The organism is Planotetraspora silvatica, from assembly GCF_016863315.1.
Taxonomy (GTDB): Bacteria; Actinomycetota; Actinomycetes; order Streptosporangiales; family Streptosporangiaceae; genus Planotetraspora; species Planotetraspora silvatica.
The window spans coordinates 64,150-82,003 of sequence record NZ_BOOQ01000057.1 but is presented as its reverse complement, the minus strand read 5'-3'; the positions used below and the strand labels follow the sequence as shown (position 1 = coordinate 82,003).

General features: G+C 67.7%; 19 protein-coding genes. 13 read left to right on the top strand and 6 right to left on the bottom strand.

Annotated features, from left to right (window positions below; translation table 11 throughout):
- Positions 1-457: 457 nt before the first annotated feature.
- Both Psi02_RS36335 and Psi02_RS36330 read right to left on the bottom strand, forming a co-directional pair.
- Positions 458-979: an NUDIX hydrolase gene (locus Psi02_RS36335; RefSeq protein ID WP_275415335.1), complete on the bottom strand. Its 522-nt coding sequence runs from the start codon at positions 977-979 to the stop codon at positions 458-460.
- A gap of 19 nt (positions 980-998) precedes the next feature.
- Positions 999-2,417, bottom strand: a complete 1,419-nt coding sequence (locus tag Psi02_RS36330) for a sensor histidine kinase (RefSeq protein ID WP_203980392.1) — start codon at positions 2,415-2,417, stop codon at positions 999-1,001.
- Between the two features lie 136 nt (positions 2,418-2,553).
- Here Psi02_RS36330 and Psi02_RS36325 point away from each other — a divergent pair, with 136 nt between their 5' ends.
- The 5 genes from Psi02_RS36325 to Psi02_RS36305 all read left to right on the top strand — a co-directional run bounded on the left by Psi02_RS36325 (position 2,554) and on the right by Psi02_RS36305 (position 7,365).
- Positions 2,554-3,147 carry a hypothetical protein gene (locus Psi02_RS36325; protein WP_203980391.1) on the top strand — a complete coding sequence of 198 codons (594 nt, stop codon included), beginning with the start codon at positions 2,554-2,556 and terminating at the stop codon, positions 3,145-3,147.
- Positions 3,148-3,376: 229 nt separating this feature from the next.
- Positions 3,377-4,441 (top strand): hypothetical protein, encoded by a 1,065-nt coding sequence (locus Psi02_RS36320; RefSeq protein WP_203980390.1) that lies wholly within the window; start codon positions 3,377-3,379, stop codon positions 4,439-4,441.
- A gap of 60 nt (positions 4,442-4,501) precedes the next feature.
- On the top strand, positions 4,502-5,407 hold the full coding sequence (locus tag Psi02_RS36315; protein WP_203980389.1) for an EamA family transporter: 906 nt from the start codon (positions 4,502-4,504) through the stop codon (positions 5,405-5,407).
- A 168-nt stretch (positions 5,408-5,575) separates the two neighbouring features.
- Positions 5,576-6,712: a sensor histidine kinase gene (locus Psi02_RS36310; RefSeq protein WP_239095452.1), complete on the top strand. Its 1,137-nt coding sequence runs from the start codon at positions 5,576-5,578 to the stop codon at positions 6,710-6,712.
- Entirely contained in the window at positions 6,709-7,365 is a 657-nt protein-coding gene (locus Psi02_RS36305) for a response regulator (RefSeq protein WP_203980388.1), read from the top strand. The genes Psi02_RS36310 and Psi02_RS36305 overlap by 4 nt, the downstream gene beginning before the upstream one ends.
- 26 nt (positions 7,366-7,391) lie before the next feature.
- On the opposite strand, the gene Psi02_RS36300 is transcribed toward Psi02_RS36305, so the two are convergent.
- Positions 7,392-8,003, bottom strand: a complete 612-nt coding sequence (locus Psi02_RS36300) for a TetR/AcrR family transcriptional regulator (RefSeq protein ID WP_203980387.1) — start codon at positions 8,001-8,003, stop codon at positions 7,392-7,394.
- 127 nt (positions 8,004-8,130) lie between these two features.
- Here Psi02_RS36300 and Psi02_RS36295 point away from each other — a divergent pair, with 127 nt between their 5' ends.
- The 4 genes from Psi02_RS36295 to Psi02_RS36280 all read left to right on the top strand — a co-directional run bounded on the left by Psi02_RS36295 (position 8,131) and on the right by Psi02_RS36280 (position 12,461).
- Positions 8,131-8,817 carry an SDR family NAD(P)-dependent oxidoreductase gene (locus Psi02_RS36295; RefSeq protein ID WP_203980386.1) on the top strand — a complete coding sequence of 229 codons (687 nt, stop codon included), beginning with the start codon at positions 8,131-8,133 and terminating at the stop codon, positions 8,815-8,817.
- A 39-nt stretch (positions 8,818-8,856) separates the two neighbouring features.
- Positions 8,857-9,096, top strand: coding sequence for a tautomerase family protein (locus tag Psi02_RS36290; RefSeq protein ID WP_203980385.1), 240 nt, complete (start codon positions 8,857-8,859; stop codon positions 9,094-9,096).
- A gap of 224 nt (positions 9,097-9,320) precedes the next feature.
- A complete protein-coding gene (locus Psi02_RS36285; protein WP_203980384.1) occupies positions 9,321-11,390 on the top strand; it encodes a glycosyltransferase family 2 protein in 2,070 nt (689 codons plus the stop codon).
- 312 nt (positions 11,391-11,702) lie between these two features.
- The gene (locus Psi02_RS36280) at positions 11,703-12,461 is read left to right on the top strand and encodes a phosphotransferase enzyme family protein (protein WP_239095451.1); all 759 of its coding nucleotides are present in this window, start codon (positions 11,703-11,705) and stop codon (positions 12,459-12,461) included.
- A gap of 248 nt (positions 12,462-12,709) precedes the next feature.
- Here Psi02_RS36280 and Psi02_RS36275 read toward each other — a convergent pair whose 3' ends face one another.
- The gene (locus Psi02_RS36275; protein WP_203980382.1) at positions 12,710-13,414 is read right to left on the bottom strand and encodes an SDR family oxidoreductase; all 705 of its coding nucleotides are present in this window, start codon (positions 13,412-13,414) and stop codon (positions 12,710-12,712) included.
- Positions 13,415-13,522: 108 nt separating this feature from the next.
- On the opposite strand from Psi02_RS36275, the gene Psi02_RS36270 reads away from it, so the two are divergent.
- Complete coding sequence (locus tag Psi02_RS36270; RefSeq protein WP_203980381.1) at positions 13,523-14,179, top strand: CGNR zinc finger domain-containing protein; 657 nt, start codon at positions 13,523-13,525, stop codon at positions 14,177-14,179.
- Positions 14,180-14,219: 40 nt separating this feature from the next.
- On the opposite strand, the gene Psi02_RS36265 is transcribed toward Psi02_RS36270, so the two are convergent.
- Entirely contained in the window at positions 14,220-15,023 is an 804-nt protein-coding gene (locus Psi02_RS36265) for a helix-turn-helix transcriptional regulator (RefSeq protein WP_203980380.1), read from the bottom strand.
- A 79-nt stretch (positions 15,024-15,102) separates the two neighbouring features.
- Here Psi02_RS36265 and Psi02_RS36260 point away from each other — a divergent pair, with 79 nt between their 5' ends.
- The 3 genes from Psi02_RS36260 (at position 15,103) to Psi02_RS36250 (ending at position 17,505) form a co-directional block, all read left to right on the top strand.
- Positions 15,103-15,810, top strand: a complete 708-nt coding sequence (locus tag Psi02_RS36260; protein ID WP_203980379.1) for an SDR family oxidoreductase — start codon at positions 15,103-15,105, stop codon at positions 15,808-15,810.
- Between the two features lie 125 nt (positions 15,811-15,935).
- A complete protein-coding gene (locus tag Psi02_RS36255; protein ID WP_239095450.1) occupies positions 15,936-16,424 on the top strand; it encodes a lamin tail domain-containing protein in 489 nt (162 codons plus the stop codon).
- Between the two features lie 253 nt (positions 16,425-16,677).
- Positions 16,678-17,505 carry a DUF3626 domain-containing protein gene (locus tag Psi02_RS36250; protein WP_239095449.1) on the top strand — a complete coding sequence of 276 codons (828 nt, stop codon included), beginning with the start codon at positions 16,678-16,680 and terminating at the stop codon, positions 17,503-17,505.
- 190 nt (positions 17,506-17,695) lie between these two features.
- Here the strand turns inward: Psi02_RS36250 and Psi02_RS36245 are convergent, their stop codons facing one another.
- Positions 17,696-17,812 (bottom strand): SDR family oxidoreductase, encoded by a 117-nt coding sequence (locus Psi02_RS36245; RefSeq protein WP_308442302.1) that lies wholly within the window; start codon positions 17,810-17,812, stop codon positions 17,696-17,698.
- Positions 17,813-17,854: the final 42 nt, after the last annotated feature.

Here is a 17,854-nt window from a genome sequence, read left to right as displayed (position 1 = left end):
ACTCCCGTGGACGCAACCCATCACAGCAATTGCGTGTTCCACCAGCAAATGACAGAGCGGCAAGTTGGGACGTGCCAGCCGCGACCACCCACGGCATGTACCGGCGGCTTGAAGACACTTCCAACAACCACCCGTCGCCCGCATAACCGGCTCGGGGTGTCTGCCACCGAGTGATGCCGTGACTTAATGACCGACTCGGCGCGGGACATGTGCGGGACGATCGAGCAAACGACGTGAACGTTTCACAGCGTTTCTGCAGGTCAACTCCAGCGAGTGGGTAGCGCGACAGCTGCTCTCCTAAAGCGGATGCCGTCGCTGGGACCCGCGGGCGGATGTTCGGCTTGGTCTGGGAACCACGAAGAAACACACGAGCCCGACCTTTGATCGCACGAAGGCACGGCCGCTCGAAACCTTCACGGCCGTTGAGACGTACGGACTCCCCTCACAACCGAGGTGCCTACGCGTCGGCCAGGTGAGCGAACTCGGGGTGGTGCCAGGGAAGCCGAACCGGCTCGGCCGGGGTCTCGCCCGCGTAGAGCCGTTCCAACAGCACGGCCAGACCCCACGGGACGACGTTCTCCTCCGTGGTCTGAAGCTCAGCCAGTGACCACCATCGATGCCCGGTGATGAAATCGAGCTCGTAGCGATCGAGTCCCGTACTGTCCAAGGCGAACTCCTGCACCCGCAGGAAGAAGTACGACTCCACCGAGAACCGGATCTGGCCGTCCCAGCCCGCCCTCCAGTGGCCCGAGGTCGTGGCCACGACCGGGCCCAGTTCCTCTGGATCCACCCGATAGCCGGTCTCTTCGCGCAGCTCACGTACCGCGGCCATCGCGAGCGGCTCGCCATCGTCGATACCCCCGCCGGGGGTGAACCACGTGGCGTCCACGCTACTGAAAAGCAGAACTCGGTCATGATCGTCCGCAACGAGCAGTCGCGCACTCGGGCGCTGAATGAAACCAGGCACGACAAGGACCATACGTCCTCACACCACAGCCTCAGTCGCGCCAATTGAGCATGTCGTACGACGCCGGCTCCTCGGCCTCACGGCTCCCCGGCGCGGCCGGAAGCCGGAGGACGAAGCGTGCGCCGCGAGGGCTGTCCTCGATCCGGAGAGTCCCCCCGTTGCTCTCGGCGATCTGCCGGGCGATCGCGAGACCCAGCCCCGCGCCCCCGGCATCCTTGGTGCGGGCGGCGTCCAGCCGGATGAAGCGCTGGAAGACCAGTTCGCGCTTGTCCGGATCGATGCCGGGGCCGTCGTCGACGACCTCCAGCACCGCGACGCCCTCGGAGAAGCGCTGATCGTCCCCCGGCCCCCGCCGTACGATCACGGTGATCGTGCTGTCCGCATGCCGCTGGGCGTTGTCGATGAGGTTGGTGAACACGCGGATCAGCCGTGAACGGTCGCCCACGACAATCACACCCGGCTCGAGCGCCGACTCGATCTGTTTGGCCGGCCGGCGCGTCCGCAACTCGTTGGCGACAAGGGCGGAAAGGTCGACGGGCTCGCGTGCGCCGGGCATCCCGGAGTCCAGGCGGGCGATGGTCAGCAGATCATGCACGATCGCCTGCAGCCGCTTGAGATCGCTCAGAACGGCCACACCCAGCTTGGGCACACTGGTCTCCTGGGGTGCGATCAAAGCGTCCTCCACCTCGGCCTGCATCGCGGCGATCGGACTGCGCAGGTCGTGGGACGCGTCGGAGACGAACTGACGCTGCTGTAGCAACGCGGCCTCCAGTCGGCTCAGGGTGTGGTTGACGCTTTCTGCGAGATCGTGGATCTCGTCCTCGCCGGACGGCACGGGCACCCGGCGATCAGGACAGCTCGCGTTGATCTCCTCGAGTTCCGCCTGGATGGCGCTCACCGGCCTGAGGGACGCCTTGGCGACCCGGTGGCCGAGGTAGGTGACCGCGGCAGCGAGCGCCACCGCGCTTCCTCCCACCAGCGCGGCCAGTCGCGGATCGCCCCAGGTGGGCGTGACTGGAGAGGCGCTGTAGACGATCCAGTTCTCGCCGCCGTGGCGGGCGGATCTCGCGACCACGATGTTGCACTCCCCCATCGGGAAGACACCGCCGCATACGACTGAGGTCGCGCTCGTCCTGCCGTCGGAGGTGAACTTCGCCATGCGCGGCTTGCCCTGTAGCGCCTCGGTGGTGGCGACGACCCGGCCCCGCGGGTCGACGACTTGCATGTTGCGGGACTGGTGGTACGCGAGGGGATAGTAGATCCGGCCCTGCTCCACTGCGGTGGCCACACGCCCGGCGTTCGCCGCGAGTTCGTCGGTGAGGAAATCCGTGGCGACCCGGCTGATGGCGATCATGAGCACCGTGGCGAGCAGCGCAGAGAGCAGAGCCGCCACCACACCGGTGAACAGAGTGATGCGCGTTGTGATTGACCACCGCTGTGGCGCGCTCATCTCGCAATTCCCCCTGACCAGTGGACCACACCCGCCGGAAAGGGGCGGTTACGGGTGGCTCGATCGAGGGCTCACAACAGTGCGTCCGTATGGCAAGATCCGGCATGTTGACAGCCTGAGCGGCCGGGAGCACATGGTGAGTTCCACGGGAGTGTGGATCGTCGGCGTCATCCCCGGCGACGAGGCCGTGCTGTTGTCGGAACAGTTCGCCTCCGCGGCCGGCAGACGACCTGCGATTCCGGGCCATGCCGATGATCGGGGCGTGCCCTGCACGTCGCAGCCCGGTCACCCGACCTCGGCGGCCGGCCGCCTTGTCGACCTGATCCTCAGCCACGGGCCGATCCTGGACACCACGCGCGATGCGATCATGGCCCTCTATCCGGCCGAGGAGGGCCCGGGTCTGTACGTCACGGCAGTCCGCAAGGTCAGGCCGGCAGTGGCCCTGCGGTATGGACTCGGCGCCGAAGAGATCTCATCGTCATCCGGTTGGTTCGGCGACTTCCTGCTCACCTCCGAAGAGGTCCGTCAGGTGTTGCCGCTGGCCGAGGCCGCCTTGGCGATCACCGGGCCCCGGCGTGCCTCGGTTCTTGCGCGTATCGACGAATGGATGTCCGGGCTCGGGGAGAGTCCGGATTTCGATGTGGCCGAACTGCTCGATCGGCCGCTCGGCGTTCTCCGCCACGCCTCCGAGAACGGAGCCGGGGCGGCCGGGCTCACCGCCTGGTACTGAGCGGGCCGCACCGCAAAAACCACACTGCAAGGCCGTACGGCAAGGCCCTCGCAAAACCACACCGCCAAGGCCGTACCCCAAGCCGCCCGCAAAAGCCGTACCGACGAAAGGTAGGCGCCGACATTTTCTTGTCGCTTGCATGGCGCCGTCAGTGGCGCGGATGCATAGTGGTCCTCGGCGGAGCGATCAACTGTCGCCGCATTCGAATTCCTCGGCTGGGAGGAAAGCAATGCCGCAGATGCTCTACTACCCCGGCATGACGCCGCCGGAGTCTGCGTTGTTCCAGGCCGTTCTCTACTGGGATTCGGTGGCCAGCATCGCACCCCACGAATGGCGCCAATATGCGGAGCGGACCGAACGCAGCAGGGCTCTGTTACGGCTGGCGGAGTCCGGGCTGTATGAGCCGATCTCATTGTGGGGATACCCGAGTGCGCTTCACTCCACGTTCGAAACGGAACTCGATCGTCTGCTGAAGCATGTGTCGCGCGAAGATCTGGTGCCGCCGGAGGAGGATCCAGCGGCCGATGCCGTCAGCAACTGGTACTCGGTGAGCAGGTTCCCCCCGGCCTGGACCCGACTGCTGCTCGAAGAAGGGCTGGCACGGGCACGATCTTCGAACGACCAGGTGACCGAAGTATGGGTCGATACGAAGCTTCGTCACATGATCTTCGCGGTCGCCGCCGACCATCTTGTACGCGACGCCGCGGGAAAGGGCGCCACTGGACCGACACGGTCCACTTACACCACCGACAAAGACTTCTTCTGGGCCGTGAACGCACCATCAGGGCATGAGGGTGCAGGCCCCTGCCTGGAAGTCGACGTGGGCGACTTGCTCCCCATGCCCGCTCCAGGCACCGACCTCGAGAAGGTGATCGCCTTCCGGACGCGGTACGACGACGAGCGACGCCGCGTGATGCACGAACTCCGGAAGATGCAGTTCGATCTCGGGCGGTATTACGGCGAGAATCCGCACGAGGTCATGGAGGGAATGCGCCTGGAGTTGCGAGACGCGATCGGCGACCTCGACAAAGCGGCCAAGGCAAGCAGGATGACGTGGGTGCGTGGCGGCGTTTTCGCGTTCGTGGCCGTGACGGCCGGGGCCGCGGCAACCATTCTGCCCATGTCTGAGCCGTTCTCCTGGCCGCTCGGTCTCCAAGTCGCCTCGTGGGCGGCGCTGTCGATGGCCGGAAACGCAACGATCAACCTCGCCACGAACAAGATCGCCGCTTCGCGCGCAAGTGACGAGGTCTACCGCTACCTCCAGCGCACCCGCGACGACTTTCGGCACGCCTGACCACGCGCCGATGGCCAGTCCACGTGGCGGTGTAACCAGTATTCCCGTTACAGTGGTTACGTGATCCTGGGCGTCTCGCTCGCACTGCTGTCAGCGATCGCCTTCGGCGTGTCCGACTTCCTCGGCGGATTCGCGGCGATGCGCCTCCGCGTCGTACCGACGACGGCGATCATCTATCTGCTCTCCACGTTCATCCTTGCGATCATGGTGGCCCTGAGCGACGGGGCATGGTCGTCCGCCTCGGTGCTCTCGGGGTCGGCCGCGGGCGTCTTCGCGATCGTCGGCTTCCTGATGTTCTACGCGGCGCTGGCCATCGGGCCGATGAGCCTCGTGTCACCGCTGATCGCCGTTCTCGAATCCGTCGTCCCGATCGCCGTGGCCATCGTGCGCGGCGAGCGTCTGACGTTCTGGTCCTGGGTCGCCGTATGCCTGGCCGTCGCGAGCGGAATCCTGATCTCGGCCCAGCGGGGGGCCGGCCCCGCGCGGATACGGGTGCGCGTACGAACAGTGGTCCTCTCCGTGGTCGCCGGCATCAGCCTGGGACTTTCCATCGTCTCTTTGGACTTCGCGCCGACCGAGTCGGGTCTCACGTCCGGACTCGTCGAAAGCGCGGTGGGCCTGATCGTGCTGGCGCCTCTCCTGGCACTGTCCTCCGGCAGCGTCCGGGTACGGTACGTCCTGTCGTTGCTGGACACCGATGTGGACCGAACTCGTCTGCCGTCTCCCGGCCGGAGTCGCGCGCTGGGCGTCACGGCCGGCGTCCTGCTCGGGACCGCCAACGCCCTGCTCCTGCTGGCACTGCGGTCCCGCAGCCTCGCCGTCGTATCCGTGCTGGTCAACCTCTACCCTCTGGCCACGATCGTCCTGTCGCGTGCCGCGTTGAAGGAGCGGATGGCACCGGTGCAGACCCTCGGCGTCATGCTGGCCCTGGCCGCGACCGTGTTGCTCGCGCTGGCGCAGACGTGACGAGCAACCGCCGGAGGGCGTCCTCGGGCGGAAACACGACCACACTCTCGGACCGGCGCGCCTCCCCAGACCGAACGCACTCTCGGACCGGCGCGCCTCCCCAGACGGAAGCACGATCGTACTTTCGGCCGATTCGGTGCGAGTGCGGATTCTCGTAGCCTGAACAGTGTGAACGTTCGAGATCGGCTGGCCGGGATCGCGGTCGATGCCGGGCTCGGCGTCGTGTTCGCCGCGGTGCTCGCCGTCACGGCCGTCGGCATCGCGGACAGTTGGGGCGGCGGCTACTGGCAGTTCGACTGCGCCGCCGGAGCCGTGGTGTGCGTGATCGCCCTGGTGCGGCGGCGCGACCGGGCGTGGGCGGCGGTCGCGGGCCTGGCCGTCGCGGCGGTCGCCATCCTGGCCACCCGGTTCGTCCATCTGCCCGCCGAACCCGGCCCCGCCATGGCTTTGGGTCTGTCCGTTCTCGTTGGCTCGGCGATCAGATCACTTCCTGTACCGCCGGCCGGCGCCATCGCGGCCGCGGGGTTCGCGGTGGTCGCCGGCACCTGGCTCGCCATCCCTCCGGACTCCTCCGGCGCGGTGCCCCGGCTGAACGGCGCGGGATGGCTCGCCGCCCTCGCGATCGGGATGTGCCTGCGGCAACTCGACAACCGCCGCCGGGCCGTCGCCGAGAAGGTACGCCGGGACGAACGCCTGCAGTTGGCCAGGGAACTGCACGACGTGGTCGCCCATCACATCACCGGCATCGTGGTCCAGGCCCAGGCCGCCCGGCTCGTCTCCCGTAAGCACCCGGAGAAGTTCGAAGGCTCATTGGCGGACATCGAGGCCGCCGGTTCCGACGCGCTGGCCGCGATGCGCCGCGTCGTCGGCCTTCTGCGCGACACCGATGACGCGGCCCCCGCGACACCCGGCCCGGAACAACTCAGCGACCTGGTCAAACGCTTCGACGGGCACGGCCCCGAGGTACGCCTGCGGTTGCCCGACGGTGAATCGGTATGGCCACCCGAAGTGACCAGCACCGTCTACCGGGTCGTCCAGGAATCGTTGACCAACATCGTCCGTCACGCCCGGCATGCCCGTTCGGTCACGGTCAGCGTCGCCCAGGATCGGCAGGGCATCACGGTCGAGGTCGTCGACGACGCCGCGCAGGCCCCGGTCCGGTACCACCACCGCGGCGGGTACGGTCTGGTCGGGATGCGGGAACGCGTCGAGATCCTCGGCGGCACACTGTGCGCCGGTCCGCGCCCGGGGGCCGGCTGGTCCGTGCTCGCCACCCTGCCCGTCCCCGCCCGGGAGCCCCGATGACCATCAAAGTGCTGCTGGCCGACGATCAGGCGATGATCCGCGGCAGCCTGCGGATCATCCTCGAAGACCAGCCCGACATCAGCGTGGTCGCGGAGGCGTCGGACGGCGTCGAGGCGGTCGCCCTTGCCCGGCGGCTGCGCCCGGACGTGTGCCTCGTGGACATCCGGATGCCCCGGCTCGACGGCATCGAGGTCACCCGCGCTCTGGCCGGCCCAGGCGTCCCGAATCCGCTCCGGGTGGTCGTGGTCACCACCTTCGACCTCGACGAGTACATATACGGTGCGCTGCGCGGCGGGGCGGTCGGTTTCATCCTGAAAGACGCCGGCCCCGTCCTGCTCGTCGAGGCCGTCCGGGCCGCAAGCGTCGGGGATGCCCTGGTCTCGCCCTCAGTCACCGTACGGCTGCTGCGCCGTCTGGCGGCCGCGGCGACACCGGCCGCCGGCCGGCCCACGCGGGCGCTGTCCGAACGGGAGACCGAGGTCGTCCGGGCCATCGCCGGCGGGCGCACCAACCAGGAGATCGCCGCCGAGTTGTTCATCTCGCTGAGCACGGTCAAGAGCCACGTGTCCGGCATCCAGGCCAAGCTCGGGGTGCGCAACCGGGTCGAGATCGCCGCCTGGGCCTGGGAGAACCGCATCGTCGGGACGGCCTAGCCCCGGGCACTCCCGCCAACGCCCGGTCAGGTCAGGTCAGGGTCCACGACGCCCAGCAACGCCAGGCAGTTGCGCCACATCGCCTCGACCTGGCCGGGGTCGTTGAGCAGTTTCGCGAACAGCACCTGCCCCTCCAACTGGGCCACGATGGACTGCGCGGCGGCGTGGGTGTCCAACGTGGATGCGGTGTCGCCACGCTCGTGCGCCTCGGCGACCACCTTCTCGATCAGCTTGATCTGTTCGTCGAAGATCTCCTGCAGCCGGCGCCGTACGTCGTCGGCCTGGTTGCTGAGCTCCAGGGCGAGGTTGCCGAACAGGCAGCCGACGACGGTGCCGTTGTCCTGTTGACCGATGCGCTGCACCGTCTCGGTCGCCTCGAACAGGTCCCGCAACCGCTGCAGCGGGGGACGGTCGGCGCCGAGCAGTCCGGTCCACTGCCGGCGTTGTTCGGTCCAGTGCTCGTCGATCACGGTGAGCGCGAGGGCCTGCTTGGACTCGAAGAAGTGGTAGAAACTGCCCTTCGGCACGCCCGCCGCTGCGCAGATCTCCGCGACCCCCAAGGCGGTGTAGCCACGCTGTTCGATCAGTGTCTGCGCCGCCGAGAGGATCTTGTCTCGCGCGTCACTGGTACGTCCCATGGTTGCGAGTATACGACCAGTCGTCTAGCGTAATAGTAGACCGGTCGTCTCAACGATCGGCGGATCACATTCCCTCATCCGAAAAGGAGTCTCAACCATGGGTACCGGCCGAGGACAGAAAGTCGCTGTGATCACGGGAGCATCACAGGGCATCGGCGCCGGCCTGGTCGACGCCTACCGCAAGCTCGGCTACGGAGTCGTCGCCACCTCACGTTCGATCACGCCCTCCACGGACGCGGACGTCGTGACCGTACAAGGCGACATCGCGGACGCGGCCACGGCCGACCGCGTGGTCGCGGAGGCGCTGAACCGCTTCGGCCGCGTCGACACCCTGGTCAACAACGCCGGCGTCTTCATCGCGAAGCCGTTCACGGACTACACCGAGGACGACTTCGCCACAGCGACCAGCGTGAACGTCACAGGCTTCTTCCACATCACCCAGCGCGTGCTGGGTCCCATGATCGAGCAGGGCGGCGGCCATATCGTCACCATCACGACCAGCTTCGTCGACCACCCCAACTCCAAGGTGCCGTCCGTGCTCGCCTCGCTGACCAAGGGCGGCCTGGCGGCCGCCACGACCTCACTGGCCATCGAGTACGCGACCAGGGGCGTGCGGGTGAACGCCGTCTCGCCGGGGGTCATCAAGACTCCGATGCACTCCGTCGAGACCCACGAGACACTCGCCGGTCTGCACCCCGTCGGCCGGATGGGCGAGATCGGCGACGTCGTCGACGGGGTGCTCTATCTCGAGTCGGCGCCCTTCGTGACCGGCGAGATCCTGCACATCGACGGCGGCCAGAGCGCCGGCCACTGAACACGCCCACACGAGCGACAACCCCGACAGGACCCGACCATGCCAATCGTCACGATTCACATCACCCGTGAGGGAACCGAACCCGGCGCGGACGCCGCCACCGCCGAGCAGAAGGCCGCGCTCATTCACGGCGTGAGCAAGCTCCTCCTCGACGTGCTCGACAAACCGATGGAGTCCACCTTCGTCGTCATCGACGAGGTCGAGACGGAGAACTGGGGCTGGGGCGGCCTGCCCGTCGAGCAGTTCCGCGCCAGACGGCGCTCACGCGACTCCGAATAGCCGAGCTGGGCGCTTCCAGGCGCTCACGCCAGCCGTGCGTACGGCAAGCCGGTGACAGATGCCCGCTAAGTGTGATCTAGATCACACTTAGCGGGCATTTACAACTTTCTTCGTAATCTAGGCGTCTTTAGCTCGTCGGTTAATTAGGCATGGCCTCGCAAAGGCGCGACTATGAATGCGGCCTGAACGGGCTGGTCACACATATGCGCAGGAGGCGGTTCGCGGTGTCAGCCAAGGTGAGTGTCATCGTCCCGGTCTACAACCCGGGCAAGTACATCGAACCCTGCATCGGCTCCCTGCTCGGCCAAACGCTGCCACCCGGGGATCTCGAACTGCTCTTCGTCGATGACGGGTCGAGCGACGACACCCCCGCACGCCTGGACAGGCTCGCCGCCGAGCACTCCCACGTCCGCGTCATCCACATCCCCAACTCCGGATGGCCCGGCAAGCCGCGCAACATCGGCGTGGCCGAAGCTCGCGGCGAGTACGTGCACTTCGTCGACCAGGACGACTACCTGGCGCCCGACGCTCTGCGGCGGCTGTGGGAGATGGGCCACCGCAACGGCTCGGACATCGTCTTCGGCAAGGTCGCCAGCAACTTCCGCGCCGTCCCGCACGGCGTCTTCCGGGTCAACCGCGAAAAGTGCACCATCTACGACACGTCGCTGGTCGACAGCCTCACCCCGCACAAGATGTTCCGTACGGAGTTCCTGCGGGAGAACAAGATCGCCTACCCCGAGGGCAAGCGTCGCCTCGAAGACCAGCTCTACATGATGGAGACGTACTTTCCGGCGAAGGTGGTCTCCATCCTCGGCGACTACACCTGCTACCACTACTCCAAGCGCGACGACGGCAAGAACGCCGGCTCCGCCAAGATCGTCCCGTCCGGCTACTACGGCAACCTGCGCGAGGTCCTCGACGTCGTCAACGCCAACACCGAGCCGGGCGAGTTCCGCGAAGGACTGTTGCGCCGCTTCTACCGCGTCGAGATGCTCGGACGGCTCAGCGAGCCCTCCGTCGTGAAGTACACCCCCGAATACCTCGACGAGATGGTCGACGCCATCAAGGAACTCGCCGACGGCTACATCAACGACGGCGTTCACGACGGCCTCGGCGCGGTCCTGCGGATCCGCTCGACCCTTCTCCGTCGCGACCGGCGCCAGGAGCTGGTTGAGATCGCCCGCCGGGCGGCCTCCGTCAAGGGCCACGCCCGCTTGGAGGACCTGGCCTGGGAAGAGGACGGCAGGATCGCCATCACCGTCAGCGCCCGGCTGGTCCACGGGGACGACAGGGCTCCCCTCGCCCTGCTGCGCCGCGGCGACCGGTACTACCTGCACCCGGACTTCCACCAGGGCGTTCTGGCGGACGGCGAGCTGGTCGACGTCACCGACGAGCTGGACGACTTCAAGGCCGAGGTGAGCGTCCGCGACCGCGACACCGCCGTGGAGTGGCCGTGCCCGGCGGTGTTCGAGACCTCCGTCGACGAGCTGGAGCGGCTGGCCGACGGCGACGTCCGCTGTCAGGTCGTGTTGCGCGGTACGGGCTACCTCGACCCGAAGGCGGTGGGGGGCCGCGACGCCCTGACCCGCGGCACGTGGGACGTGTGGGTCCCGGTGCGCGGGCTCGGCCTGGTCCGTAAGGCCCGGCTCGGCGCCGACCGCGCCGCGCACGTCGACGACCAATGCCTGCCCGCGCTGCTGAGCAAGCCCGCCCAGCTCACCATCCCCTACTTCACCGTCCCGCAGGGCAATCTCAGCCTGGACGTGGACCGCAAGGGCAAGAAGCTGGGCACCGTCCTCGCCAAGCGTGAGGTGTCGCGCGTGCCGAACGACGACGGTGAGCCGGCCGTCCAGTTGGCGGTCGTCTCCCACCCCGGCACCGCCCCCACCCGCGCCTGGTTCGTGCTGCGCGGCAAGGGCGACGACTCGGGTTCCATCGCGCTGCCCGCCGTGATGGAGCCGGTCGGCGGCAGGGTCCGGCTGCGCACCACCGACGGCGGCCAGTCTCCCTTCGCCGGCCTGCGCCCGGGCACCTGGCGGCTGTTCGCCCGTCTGGACGGCCACGCCGGCCCCGAGCTGAAGATCGGCCAGGCCCAGGTCGACGCCGACGGCAGGCTGCGGCTAACCGACGAATCGGGCACTGTCAGTTCCGCCGGCGCGCGGGCGTCCTCCGCGGAAGGCGGCAGGACGGGCAAGCCCGGCATCCTGCGGCGGGTCGGCCGGCCCGTGATCGACCGGCTCGGTCCGGACGCTCGCAAGAGGCTGAGCCGCGTGGCCTCCAGGCTCGGTGCATAAGCACGGCGTTCTTTGGCCTGCCGCCTCTCGCGCGATGGGCGGCAGGCCAGGCTGTACGCGTCCGAGTGACTCGGACGGCTTCCGGGAACGTAGTCGACAACCCCGGCGCGATCTGGGCAGACTCGTGTTCGTGGTCCCTTGGAATGCCCGTCCCCATGCCAGTCGCATGAGCCGTACGGCAAAGCGCCGGGGCACCGGCGCGCGACGATCGCGTCGTGGAACCCGATGAACCGCCCGCCGCCGCGGGCAAAGGTCGGCCGACGCGATGAAGAACCACTGATCGGCGATGGCGTCACCGAGGGAATCGTGCGGGTGGGCGACACCGTCCGCCGTCCGGTTCGGCCCTTCACCGCGACAGTCCAGGCCTACCTGGCGCACCTGCACGCTGCGGGTTTCTCGGACGCTCCGATTCCCCTGGGCCTCGACGACCAGGGCCGCGAGGTGCTCTCGTTCGTTCCTGGCGAGGTTCCCCGCGAACCCCTGCCGCCGTACACCGCGGGTGAGGAGGTCCTGGTCGAACTTGCGCGGCTCATCCGTCGCCTTCATGACGCCGCTCACGGCTGGGTGCCACCTGCGGACGCGGCCTGGGGAAGAACCCCTGGAGCGCGGAACACGACTTCGACCCCCGATGGCGAACCCTTGCTGGTGAGTCACCGCGACTACTGCCCCGGCAACGTCGTCTTCCGAAACGGCCTGCCCGCGGCGCTCATCGACTTCGACCTCGCCAAACCGACCACGAGGGTCGACGACCTGGCCAACGCCCTGTACTACTGGGCGCCCCTGCTGCATCCCGAGGACAGGGCGCCCGCGTTCACCGACCTTGACGTCCCCCACCGCGTCGCCCTGTTCGCCGACGTCTACGGCATGACCATGCCCCAGCGTCTCGCCCTGGTCCCCGCGGCGGCAGCCATGATCCACCGCTTCCACGTCAACATGCGCGCGGCCGCCGACGCCGACCCGGTGTTCAGACGCCTCTGGGACGAGGGCGTGAAGGACCGATTGCCTCGCGCCGAAGCCTGGATCCACGACCAAGGCCCCGGCATAAGCGCCCAACTCGTCGCCGACCGCTGAAGACCTTTCGATTCCTGCCCCTGGGAGCCTTCTACAGATCGAGTTGGTATTCGTACGTCTTGTGTGTCGGTACGTAGCCCAGCGCGTCGTTGATGGCTCTCATGGGGGCGTTGCCGTCAGCGGGTTTTACGATGACTTCCCTCAGTTCGTCAGTGGCCGGCGAGCGGGCGTGGGGCCGCGAGGCAGCGCGTGGCGCCGCCCTTGATCCCCATCAGGGAGCCCGCCGGCTTCCGCACCGGCGCCTGATCTCAGCTGGACACGATCAGTCCTTCGACCGGCCCGGAGAGCGCGGCCTTGAAGTGACGGCTGAAGTCGTCCACGAGGAGCTCGGACTCCCCCTTCTGAAGGGCCGCGACGATGTCCGCGGCCACTGCGCGCGGGTCGTTCTTGGGGCCGTCCACCTGCCGGACCAGGTCGGTGTCGGTCAGACCGAGCTGGACGCCGAGGACCTGGGTGCCCTGCGCGGCGAGTTCCACCCGGAGCGTGTTGGTCATGGACATCAAGGCGGCCTTCGCGGCGCCGTGGGTGCCGGAGCCGGGGAATCCGGCGATCCACGACGTCAGCGAGTGCATGTTGACCAGCGCACCGCCTCCGTTCGCCGCCAGAACGGGCGCGAAGGCCTTCGCGACGCGCAGCGGGCCGAACGCCACGATCCCGAAGACCCGGCTGACCTCCTCCTCGTCGTCCTCGAGGAGCGATCCGAAGGTCATGATGCCGGCGTTGTTGACGACGATGGTGACGTCACCGGTGGCTCGCGCGAGCTCGGCGGCGGCACGCGGGTCCGCCAGTTCGAACTCGAGCGGGACGATCCTCGGGTCGTTCTCGGCCACCGGCTCGCGGGAGGTGACGTACACCTTCGCGGCCCCGGCCCGCAGAAGCTCCTGCACGATCTCCTTGCCGAGTCCTCGCTGTCCGCCCGTGACCAGGACGGTCGCTCCACTGACAGTGGTCATTCCACACTCCCTCGAAAGGCGCTCTATTACTGCGACAGAGGCGTATTAAGCTTTGCTTCTGTCTCAGAGTGCTCGCTTCTGGCGACGTAGTCAAATAAGCTCTTACCTATGTCATGGTTGGCGACTGAGAGATTCGGGGCCCGGACCGCCCCTGCCGGACTCGCCCTCGTGCAGGAACTGGTCAACACGCATGCCGTCGAACGCGACGGCCCGGATCTGCTCACCGACCGCACGTCGGCTGAGGACTGGCTGCGCGGTGCCGCCCGGGAATGGGCCCGCAGCCGGGGGCTCGGCGTCCCCGAACCGTCGGTCGACCAGGCGGACCTGGAGGCGCTACGGGACCTCAGGACGATCGTGGAGAAGATGCTTGCGGTTCCTCCCGGTGAGCGGCCTGCCGACCTGGCCGGTACACAGGTCGAGCAGCGCGCCCAGGTGAGCCTCGTCTCCGACGATGAGGGGCGGGTAGGGATCGTCCCCATCGGTACGGGTGGCAGGTGGCTGGAGTCGGCCGTCTGGTCAGAGATCCTGCTGGCCCAGCAGGACGGCGACTGGGCCCACCTCAAGTTGTGTCGTGAGCCCGGGTGCCGATCCGCCTTCTACGACACGTCCAGAAACAACAGCGGGGTCTGGCACAACGTGCGCACGTGCGGCAACATGGCCAACCTCCGCGCCTCCCGTATCCGCAAGAAGACGCGGACCCCGGCGGACGGCAGCGCCGATCACTGCCCAGGGCCGGCGGATCCGCAGGACGCTCCGCTCACTTGACCGGCCCCGACTCGACCCGACCCGACCCGGGAGACACCGGTCATGCGACCTGGGCGGCCAGGTGACGCAGGGCGCGAGCGGTCGGCGTGCCCGGATCGGCGGTCATGAAGACGACCTGCTGGTCGTCGTCCGGGGTGATGAGGATGTCGCAGTTGATGCGAAGCCGGCCGAGATCGGGATGCGTCATGGTCTTCGTCCGGTGACCGGGAGCGTGCACCGGGTTGGTGGCCCAGATCTCGTTGAACTCCGCGCTGCCCGATCTGAGCTCGGCCAGCAGGGCGACGAGGGCCGTGTCGTGGGGATACCGGTCGGCTGCGGCGCGCAGCCGAGCAACCGCGAACTCACCGAACTCCTCATGGCCCGTGGTCAGCACCTCATCACGGAACAGGAAGCGCCGGCGGGCCAGGTTGGGCTGGGCGCGGAGGTTGCCGAGTAACGCTTCGGCGAGGGGGTTCCAGGCGATCACGTCGTAGGTGGCCGCGGTGACGACGACCGCGGTTTCCGGGACCCGTCGCAGCAGGTCCGCCACGTACGGGCGAACCTCCCGCGGGGGCCCGGCGGGCGACTCCGGGGCCACGCCGGCCAGCCGGAACAAGTGCGTCCGCTCGGCGGGCGCGAGCCTGAGCGCACCCGCCAGCGACTTCAGGATCCGCGGCGACGGACGTGGCCCCCGTGCCTGCTCCAGCCGGACGTAGTAGTCGACCGACATGCAGGCCAGGTCGGCGACCTCCTCGCGGCGCAGGCCTGGCGTGCGGCGCCGGGGCCCCGCGGGGAGGCCGACGTCATCGGGGCGCAGCCCCTCCCGTCGATCGCGCAGGAAACGGGCCAGTTCGTCTCTCGCCATTCGGTACCTCCCGGTTTCCTGCTCACTGGTATCGATTGTGCCTGGATCGGTTACCCCGCCGGCAGGCACCCTCGACGGCATGGACAACTCGATCGCACTGGTCACCGGTGCCAACAAGGGCATCGGCAAGGAGATCGCGCGCCAACTCGCGGGCGCGGGTCTCACCGTTTACGTCGGCTCGCGCGACGCCGCACGCGGAGAGCGCGCCGTCGAGGAGATAGGCGGCGACACCCGACTGCTCGTCCTGGACGTGACCCACGCCGCGAGCATCGCCGACGCCGCGCGCCAGGTCGACACGCTGGACATCCTGGTCAACAATGCCGGAATCTCCGGCGATGACGAGACTCCCGACCGAGAGGACGTCGACACTTTTCGCCTCATCTACGAGACGAACGTCTTCGGGGTCGTCGCGGTGACCAACGCCTTCCTGCCGGCGCTGCGGCGGTCCGCGCACCCCCGGATCGTGAACATCTCCAGCGGTACTGGATCGCTGACCTGGGCCACCGGTCCGCAGTTCCCGCACCGAGGCACCTACGCCGCCTACCGGTCGTCCAAGGCCGCACTGAACGCGCTGACCGTGTACTACGCCCACGCACTGGCCGATGACGGCATCAAGGTGAACGCACTCGCACCCGGCCTGCGCCGGACCGACCTCAACGCCACGGCCGCCACCAGCGGCGGCGACCCGGCCGAGGCCGCGGCGGGCGCGATCCGGCTGGCGCTGCTGAAGAACGACGGACCCTCCGGAGAGTTCTTCTCCTGGGACGGGACGCCGGTCCCGTGGTAGAAGACGGTCCCCCTAAGCGCAAAAACCCCTAGAGATACCAAACCGATGCGGGAACGGTCCATCGGTAACTATCGCCATCAATATGATCAACTCGCAGTTCATGTCCCCCACCTCAGGAGTCTCCTGTGCGTGCTCGTTCCCTGCTGTTGGCCACCTCGCTGGTCATCGGCGCGGTCGTCGTCTCCCAGCCTGCCTATGCGGCCGGCCCGGCCATCCAGATCACCAAGATCTACTACAACTCGTACGGCCGGACCTCCGACACTCCCGTCACGAACAAGAAGCTCAACGGCGAGTACGTGCAGATCAAGAACACGACGAAGAAGGCGGTCAGCCTCAAGGGCTGGACCCTGCGCGACAAACAGAGCACCACCTCGGGTCACATCTACAAGTTCGGCACGTTCACCCTCGGCGCCGGTAAGACGGTCACCGTTCGGACCGGCAAGGGCAAGAACACCTCCACCAACCGCTACTGGGGCAGGAGTTCCACGCTGGGCACTTTCGCCTACATCTGGAACAACACCTCGGACACCGCCTACCTGCGGAACGCGTCCGGGACGCTGAAGGACTCCTGCGCCTACAAGTCCTCGTCGAAGGTCTTCTCCAAGGCCTGCTGAACCCGGCTGGACATGAGAAGGAATCCCGCTCATCTTTTGGGGGAGGTGAGCGGGCATCTCTTCGTCCACTGACGGAATCAGTCGACGTACGGCCGCCGCGCGGGTGGAGAGGATCCCCGCAGCGCGGAACCACGTCCTGGAAACCGGTGCGGAGGCACGCTACGGGATGAGCGCTGAGACGTCCGGTTCGCCGCAAATGCGAGCCCTCCGCCATGTCGCGGCCCTATCGTCAGGCGAGCCACTCGACCCCCACATGCGTGTGACGCTGAACTTCCATCCCGACCGGCCGGTGGGCGACCGGCCCATTTTGCTCGGCCTTGCCGACGACGGCATCTACCATTCGCAGTTCGTCACGGGCACGAGCAACGGCGGTCTGACCGCCCATCCGGGCGGGGACCGGTGGCGCTGGGAGAGCCGGATCTTCGGCGGCGCATACGACCACGCACCCGCTCACGATCGTCCTGTCTACGGCGCACTGAACTACCGCCGTAAGCCCATGGGTGCGGCGTCGCGGTTCGGATCCGCGCACTTCAGGCTGACCGCAGAGGCCCTTTCACGAGCCACGTTCTGTTATCCGGACAGCTACTTCGAACCGTCGGCCTTCGGTGTCGTGTCCCGCATGGCACTCATCGAGTTGGCCGAGGCGGATGATCCGGACGCCTTGGATGACTACATCGAGGCCCAGGTACACGGACCGGTCAGGCTCGACCGTGACGTGGAGGCGCTGGTCCTGGATCCGAGTCATCGCGGAACAGCCGTGCAAGCCGCGGCCCATCGACTGCCATGCCCGATCGAATGGCATGCCGGCTTTCGGCTCGCCATTGATCAACTGCGACGCCACCCCGATTACCGCGGGCGGGAATATGTTGATCTGGGTACCGAGATCGCCGTGGACGGTCACCTCGATCCGCGAATCATCGGAGATGCGGCCCGCACGGGCCGGTATGACCCGCAGGCACTCAAAAAGGTTTGGCACTGTGTGGCGCGTTTCGGCTCGCCGTTCGATGCGAGCCGAGCTGAAGGCTCGTTGCGGTGTCGTCAGCTCGGGAATCGCGGGGATCATCCCTCTCGGATGCTCTGACCTGCGGTTCAGGGCACTCATGAGCGACCGTGATCGACGCTCGAGGACACGCTGCCACTCGGTCTCCGGCCGCCTCCGCGATCCCCGTGGAGGCGGCCGTCGCCGTTCGAGGGGGGTGCCGGCGAGAGACGTGTCATGAGCCCCGCATCTGCAGTAGGGAGGGACGCGCGACCGGGAACGCAGCCGCCCGTCAGGCGTTGAAGCCGCCGTCGACGTTCAGCGTGGCGCCAGTCACGAAGCCGGCGTCGGGGCCGACGAGGAACGCGATGGCGGCGGCCATCTCCTCGGGCCGGCCGTACCGTCCCAGAGCTCTCTCTCACATCGGTACGCGGCTGAGCGCACTCCACTG

Bases quoted from the DNA above. Each gene is read 5' to 3' on its own strand.
- Psi02_RS36270 (WP_203980381.1), top strand. From the start codon at position 13,523: ATGTCATGGTTGGCGACTGAGAGATTCGGGGCCCGGACCGCCCCTGCC.
- Psi02_RS36290 (WP_203980385.1), top strand. From the start codon at position 8,857: ATGCCAATCGTCACGATTCACATCACCCGTGAGGGAACCGAACCCGGC.
- Psi02_RS36300 (WP_203980387.1), bottom strand. From the start codon at position 8,003: ATGGGACGTACCAGTGACGCGCGAGACAAGATCCTCTCGGCGGCGCAG.
- Psi02_RS36250 (WP_239095449.1), top strand. From the start codon at position 16,678: ATGCGTGTGACGCTGAACTTCCATCCCGACCGGCCGGTGGGCGACCGG.
- Psi02_RS36320 (WP_203980390.1), top strand. From the start codon at position 3,377: ATGCCGCAGATGCTCTACTACCCCGGCATGACGCCGCCGGAGTCTGCG.
- Psi02_RS36275 (WP_203980382.1), bottom strand. From the start codon at position 13,414: ATGACCACTGTCAGTGGAGCGACCGTCCTGGTCACGGGCGGACAGCGA.
- Psi02_RS36260 (WP_203980379.1), top strand. From the start codon at position 15,103: ATGGACAACTCGATCGCACTGGTCACCGGTGCCAACAAGGGCATCGGC.
- Psi02_RS36265 (WP_203980380.1), bottom strand. From the start codon at position 15,023: ATGGCGAGAGACGAACTGGCCCGTTTCCTGCGCGATCGACGGGAGGGG.
- Psi02_RS36330 (WP_203980392.1), bottom strand. From the start codon at position 2,417: ATGAGCGCGCCACAGCGGTGGTCAATCACAACGCGCATCACTCTGTTC.
- Psi02_RS36305 (WP_203980388.1), top strand. From the start codon at position 6,709: ATGACCATCAAAGTGCTGCTGGCCGACGATCAGGCGATGATCCGCGGC.
- Psi02_RS36335 (WP_275415335.1), bottom strand. From the start codon at position 979: ATGGTCCTTGTCGTGCCTGGTTTCATTCAGCGCCCGAGTGCGCGACTG.